Source organism: Vibrio sp. OPT46 (genome assembly GCF_015163535.1).
Taxonomy (GTDB): Bacteria; Pseudomonadota; Gammaproteobacteria; order Enterobacterales; family Vibrionaceae; genus Vibrio; species Vibrio alginolyticus.
Genome location: NZ_JADDYG010000532.1, coordinates 44710 through 48992, shown reverse-complemented (window position 1 = coordinate 48992; position 4283 = coordinate 44710). Strand labels below are relative to the sequence as shown.

At 44.1% G+C, this 4283-nt stretch carries 4 protein-coding genes; 3 read left to right on the top strand and 1 reads right to left on the bottom strand.

From position 1 onward, the window contains the following. Positions 1–362: 362 nt before the first annotated feature. The gene (gene queG / locus IQR33_RS22140; protein ID WP_005381370.1) at positions 363–1490 is read right to left on the bottom strand and encodes a tRNA epoxyqueuosine(34) reductase QueG; all 1128 of its coding nucleotides are present in this window, start codon (positions 1488–1490) and stop codon (positions 363–365) included. Between the two features lie 276 nt (positions 1491–1766). On the opposite strand from queG, the gene tsaE reads away from it, so the two are divergent. The 3 genes from tsaE to mutL form a co-directional block, all read left to right on the top strand. Beyond that, positions 1767–2231, top strand: coding sequence for a tRNA (adenosine(37)-N6)-threonylcarbamoyltransferase complex ATPase subunit type 1 TsaE (tsaE, locus tag IQR33_RS22135; RefSeq protein WP_193837592.1), 465 nt, complete (start codon positions 1767–1769; stop codon positions 2229–2231). Then, positions 2225–3934, top strand: a complete 1710-nt coding sequence (locus IQR33_RS22130) for an N-acetylmuramoyl-L-alanine amidase (RefSeq protein WP_193837593.1) — start codon at positions 2225–2227, stop codon at positions 3932–3934. The genes tsaE and IQR33_RS22130 overlap by 7 nt, the downstream gene beginning before the upstream one ends. A gap of 18 nt (positions 3935–3952) precedes the next feature. Continuing rightward, the coding region (gene mutL / locus IQR33_RS22125) for a DNA mismatch repair endonuclease MutL (protein WP_193844044.1) at positions 3953–4283 on the top strand (331 nt) is incomplete at its 3' end.

Sequence of the window (4283 nt, the reverse complement as noted above, 5' to 3'; positions counted from 1 at the left end):
ACAGAGTTATCCACATACGTCGTTCTGTGGATAAGTTGGTTGATAAAGTGTTTTTAGCTTGACTTTTTATGATGGGGAAGAAAGATCTTTTCTCTAAAATGAAGTTGAAACAACAAAGAAATACCAATTAAATCTTTGTTATATAAAGAAAAAATAAGTTTTTTGTCGGATCGAGTACGTTAAAATACGATCATTAACTGGTATTTTTTTGATCCTAGTCATTTCTCCGAGCTGTGTTTAACTTTTTTCTGCTAGCTTGTTTTTCTTGAATCTCAAATTTTTTTCCACATTACAAAATTGAGAACAAGGTCATGAATTGAACATGCAAAAGTACTTTCAATCTCTTGCATATAGACTACGCTCTATGCGTCTCTCGGCAGTCCCTTCTCGACTATCCTTATTAAGCGTTGCTTTTTCGTCTCTATAGATGAATTACTCTCAGTGGGGAGTTGATTCAGTTGCTCTGTCAAAGCCCATTTAATGTGCTCATCAAGTAATTTATTTTCACCTTGCCGACTTTCCAGCGCATCTATGATTCGCTGACTATATTCTGCATTACCAAGTGCGACAGCGATGTTACGTAGCCACTGTATATGACCAATACGACGGATAGCGGAGCCTTCCATATTTTTTAGAAAAGTCGCTTCATCCCAGTTAAACATGTCGACGAGGTCAGGGTTTTTGAAACTGTCACGACGGTGGAAATCATCTTGCTCCGTTATGTCGGCGTAGCGGTTCCATGGGCAAACCAATTGACAGTCGTCACAACCATAAATGCGGTTACCCATTGGCTTCCGAAACTCTTCAGGAATCACGCCATCGAACTCGATGGTGAGATAAGAGATACAACGCCTGGCATCGACAACTTTGTCTTCAACGATGGCTTGTGTTGGGCATGATGTAATGCATGCTTTGCATTTACCGCACTGATCAACGCTTGGCTCATCTACGGGTAGTGGTAAGTCGATAAGTAGTTCACCTAAAAAGAACCACGATCCACAGTCTTGATCTAAAATCAGGGAATGTTTCCCGGTCCAACCTAAGCCCGCTTTTTGGGCGAGAGGTCGCTCTAATATTGGTGCGGAATCAACGAAAGGTCGGTAACCATATTGACCAACCTCTTGTTCAATAAGTTTGCCGAGTTTATTTAGCTGCTTTCTGACGAGCTTGTGATAATCACGCCCTAGTGCGTAGCGGCTAATATAGGCATGACTTTTATTCGCGAGGTTTGAAGCGAATTGAGCCTCTGGTGGCAGATAGTCCATCCGGACGCTGATAACACGAACGGTTCCCGGGAGTAGCTCATGGGGTCTAGCACGCATCATACCGTGACGAGCCATCCAATCCATTGAGCCGTGATAGCCTGCATCAAGCCATTTTTGTAGTGCTGCTTCATGTTCACTCAGATCAACGTCGCAGATCCCAACTTTTTGGAAGCCGAGTTCTTTTCCCCAAACTTTGATTTGTTGTGCGAGTTGTTCGTAGTTCATGTTAACCACCGGAATAAAGGGGGGCGGATCTTAACGGATCTCTGGCTTTGGTGCTACCCAGTTAGGTACGTTTTTGATGTTGTGAATACTGCTTATTGAAGTCATTTGCATATATTCTAAATCTAGGTCGATACTAAGATGATTAAGATACCGTTTATTGGATACTTTTTTCGCACATATGACATTTGAAAGCTTGTCTCTCAAAACCAACACGGTTTACTATTCCTGTTCTTTTGATTTTTATATAGTCAACGATCATTAGTTAGAGAAGCATCAATGAGCACGAAACAATTCAATTTAAAAGATGAGCATGAAACGGTTGCACTAGGCACCGCTTTGGCTCAGCTTTGTTCCCAGCAAACCACAATTTATCTGCATGGTGATTTGGGTGCAGGTAAAACAACCTTTAGTCGTGGTTTTGTCCGTGCTCTTGGTCATCAAGGTAACGTGAAAAGTCCAACTTATACTCTAGTCGAACCGTACCAGTTGGATCAGTGGCAAGTATATCACTTCGACCTTTATCGTCTTGCGGATCCTGAAGAGCTTGAGTTTATGGGGATTCGAGACTATTTCACAGACGATGCGATTTGCTTGGTTGAATGGCCTGAAAAAGGGCATGGCTTACTGCCACAACCGGATCTTGATGTAAACATTCGCTACCAAGGTGAGCAACGTGTAGCCGAACTAACAGCTAATAATGATTATGGTATGCAGTTACTCAGTCGATTGGAGCTATGTTGAGTTTTTCTAATTTTAGAAAAGTGGCGACGTTTGTCGCCACTTTTCTCCTTCTCATCCCCAATTTAGCATTTGCTAACGTCGTTAAGAGTTTTCGAGTTTGGCCTTCACCTGATGAAACACGTGTTGTCATCGATTTAGGCTCGGAAGCTGACTATTCCTATTTCTCTTTATCAGGGCCGGATCGCCTTGTCGTGGATTTAAAAAGCACGACGATGCAGGCCAAACTGCCTGTTACTGTTACGGATAGCCCTGTTTTAAAACTGGTACGAAAAAGCTCGCCTCCAGAGAAGGGCACTTATCGTTTGGTGTTTGAACTAAAAAAGAGCGTTCAAGCGGAATTATTTAAATTAAGCCCAACACCAGGTGGGCAGTATGGTCACCGCTTGGTGATTGATTTACCGCACGGTAAGAAGGCATCGACCTCTAAACCGAGTAAGCCAGCGGCGGCCAGCAAAGACATGAGTTCAGTTCAACGAGCTCAAGAAGTGTTAATTGTTATCGACCCTGGTCACGGTGGGGAAGACCCTGGCTCTATTGGCCCTTCACGTCGTAAGTACGAGAAAGATGCGGTATTGAGTATCTCAAGAAAAATTGCTGCTCAGCTCGATGCGACTCCTGGTATTAAAACGCGCATGACTCGTACGGGAGATTATTTTGTAAACTTAAACCGTCGTGTCGCGATTGCTCGTGAAAATGATGCGCACTTGCTGATCTCCATTCACGCAGATGCGTTTACTTCACCGAAGCCCCGCGGTGGATCGGTCTTCGTACTAAATACTCGTCGTGCAAATACCGAAATTGCTCGTTGGGTCGAGAACCATGAGAAACAGTCTGAGTTATTGGGCGGCTCGGGTAATGCGTTCTTCACGAAGACAAAAGATCGTAACGTGAACCAAACTTTGTTGGACTTGCAGTTTAGTCATTCACAAAAAGAAGGTTATAAGCTGGCAACAGAAATCCTAGGTGAGATGGGACGTGTTGCGCACCTGCATAACACCAAACCGATCAACACCAGCCTTGCGGTTTTACGCTCTCCACAGATTCCGTCTGTGCTAGTGGAAACGGGCTTTATTTCTAACCCAACAGAAGAGCGTTTACTGTTTCAACGAGCGCACCAAGATAAGTTAGCTCAGGCTATCACTAAGGCGGTCGTCAAGTACTTAAAAGATAACCCACCAGAGGGTACGGTGTTCTCGCCTTCAGCGAAGCCAATGGTACATATTGTAAAGCGTGGCGAGTCATTATCGGTGATCGCGAACAAATATGGGCTTAGCTCTAAAGCGCTGATGTCGGCAAACAACTTGAAGTCGACAGGCTTGGCAATTGGTCAGAAGCTCAACATTCCTTCTGCTGGTACGATTAAAGTGCCAAGTAAACCGATTACTGTTGAGACAGAAACCATTACGCACAAGGTTAAGTCTGGTGAGTTCTTAGGTAAGATTGCGAATCACTATAAAGTGAAGGTTTCAGATATCCGCCGAGAGAATAACTTGAAGTCAGATACCTTGTGGGTAGGGCAAAAGTTGAAGATAACGGTCGCGGTAAAAGATAAACCGATTCGTAAGCACAAGGTTTCTCGGGGTGAGTTCCTTGGCAAAATAGCGTCCAAATACGGCGTTAGCGTATCGAGCATTCGTAAAGCGAATAACTTACGCTCTGATCAGCTAGCGGTTGGGCAAGTCCTGATCATTCCAAACAAGTAGGTGAGCTTCTAACTCATTATGACGATTAAAATTTTGCCAGCCAGACTTGCAAACCAAATCGCCGCAGGGGAAGTGGTCGAAAGACCTGCTTCTGTGATTAAAGAGCTGGTTGAAAATAGTCTTGATTCTGGCGCAACTCGAATCGATATCGATATCGAGAAAGGAGGCGCAAAGCTGATTCGTGTTCGTGATAACGGAAAAGGTATCGCGAAAGATGAACTCGGCTTAGCGCTCAGTCGTCATGCGACATCTAAGATACATACCTTAGATGATCTCGAAGCCATTATGAGTCTAGGTTTTCGCGGTGAAGCGTTAGCCAGTATTAGCTCAGTCTCGCGTTTGACGCTCA

What these genes read in the sequence shown, in the direction of transcription:
- IQR33_RS22130 (WP_193837593.1), top strand. Translation starts at nt 2,225, where the DNA reads ATGTTGAGTTTTTCTAATTTTAGAAAAGTGGCGACGTTTGTCGCCACT.
- queG (WP_005381370.1), bottom strand. Translation starts at nt 1,490, where the DNA reads ATGAACTACGAACAACTCGCACAACAAATCAAAGTTTGGGGAAAAGAA.
- tsaE (WP_193837592.1), top strand. Translation starts at nt 1,767, where the DNA reads ATGAGCACGAAACAATTCAATTTAAAAGATGAGCATGAAACGGTTGCA.